At 64.8% G+C, this 1,577-nt stretch carries 2 protein-coding genes; one reads left to right on the top strand and one right to left on the bottom strand.

Annotated features, from left to right (window positions below; all coding sequences use genetic code 11):
* A partial coding sequence (locus IV091_RS17355) for a tRNA-uridine aminocarboxypropyltransferase (protein ID WP_293470559.1) occupies positions 1–603 on the bottom strand: 603 nt, incomplete at its 3' end.
* A 138-nt stretch (positions 604–741) separates the two neighbouring features.
* Between IV091_RS17355 and IV091_RS17350 the strand changes: the two genes are divergently transcribed.
* Positions 742–1,577: metallophosphoesterase (locus IV091_RS17350; RefSeq protein ID WP_293470558.1), on the top strand; the 836-nt coding region annotated here is incomplete at its 3' end.

Below are 1,577 nucleotides of genomic sequence, written 5' to 3'. Positions count from 1 at the left end.
GGTGCAGAAATGGTCTGCGCGCTTGGACCGGCGCAGGCGGTAGCGCGAGAGTTGCTCGGTCTGCAGGCTCAGCACCGGCAGGTGGTCCAGGTAGGGGCTCTTGCGAAACATCTTGCGGGCCTCGGGCCAGGTGGCGTCGAGCAACACAAACAGCGGCCGCTTGCCGCTTTGCGGGCCAGTGGCCTGCACTTCGGACACGACCCGCCCGCTAGCGACAAACTCCCCCGGAAACACCAGGTAGGGCTGCCACTGCGGATCGGCCAGCAGGGCCAGCAGGGCAGGGTCCACCTCGGTGCGCGCCCAGCCAAAGGCAAACGTGTCGGCCGCCACGTCGGCAATCAGCCAGCCCGTGTTGCTGGGCTTGAGCGCCTCGATGTCGGCCATGATCAGGCACATCCCCGCACGCACCGGCACGGCCGGGCGCAGGGCGCACAGGCAGTGGCTGGTGATCAGGCGGCAGCCCGCGCAGCGCTCGGCCGTGGAACCGCCACGGGCCAGAAAGGGCTTGGAACTGCGCGCCAGGCGCGCGGTGCGCAGGCGATGCACGGCGTGCGGCAGGGCGCGGGTCAATTCGGCGGAAGGGAAGGCGGCTTGGCTGGACATCGGGGGACTTTAGCAGCGGCGCGCGGCCAGCTGGTCGGGCTGCCATGACTGCTACACATTAAGTAGCAATTGATTTAATGGGCATGCCGGGTAACATACCACCCATCACACAAGGTAGACCTTGAGAAAGAGCACTGTATGCACAAGATTTTTTCGCTGGGCGCCACGCGCGCTACTCGATCGGGTTTGCTGGCGGCGCTGGTGGGCGCGGCGCTGGCGGCCTGTGGCGGCGGTGACGGTGGCGGCTCCACGCCTACGGTCTTGCAGGCAAACCCCACGACGCCCTGGGAGCTGATGACTGCGGGCGATATTGCGCAGTGTCTTCTTCGGCCTCCTTCCGACACCAATGCCGAAAAAACAGCCCAGCTGGTCGAACGCCAACTGGCCGGCGCCGGCAGCAATGCCAACGTCCTGACCCTTGGAGACAATGCCTATTTTTTGGCCGGCTCCCGCCTCGGCTACACCGATTGCTATGAGAAAACCTGGGGCCGGTTCATCGATAAAACCTTCGCTATTCCAGGCAACCACGACTATGAAAATGACGACAGTCGCTATTACTTCGATTACTTTGGCGCCAAGGCCAGCCCCGATGGCAAACGCACCGGCTACTACCGCATTGACCAAAGCGGCTGGACCGTGTTGACGCTGAACAGCAACATCGATGCGACAGCTGCTTCAGTCCAGGCCCAGTGGCTCAAGCAGGAACTGGCCACTGCGCAACCCTGTGTGGCGGCGGCCTGGCACCACCCCCGATTCAGCTCTGCCCCTGCCCCTGGGGGCGACAACACCACCATGAGCGCCCTATGGGACATCCTGGACCAGGCCAAGGCCGACGTGGTGTTGCAAAGCCACGAGCACCATTACGAGCGCTTTGCCCCCATGACCTCCGACGGCACCCTGTCCGCCACCGGCGGCATGCGCTCATTCGTCGTGGGCACCGGCGGCGCGCAAACTTACGCGCACGCTGCCCTGCG

It is taken from the genome of Polaromonas sp. (assembly GCF_018780625.1).
Taxonomy (GTDB): domain Bacteria; phylum Pseudomonadota; class Gammaproteobacteria; order Burkholderiales; family Burkholderiaceae_C; genus Polaromonas.
This window is presented reverse-complemented; position numbering and strand designations above follow the sequence as displayed.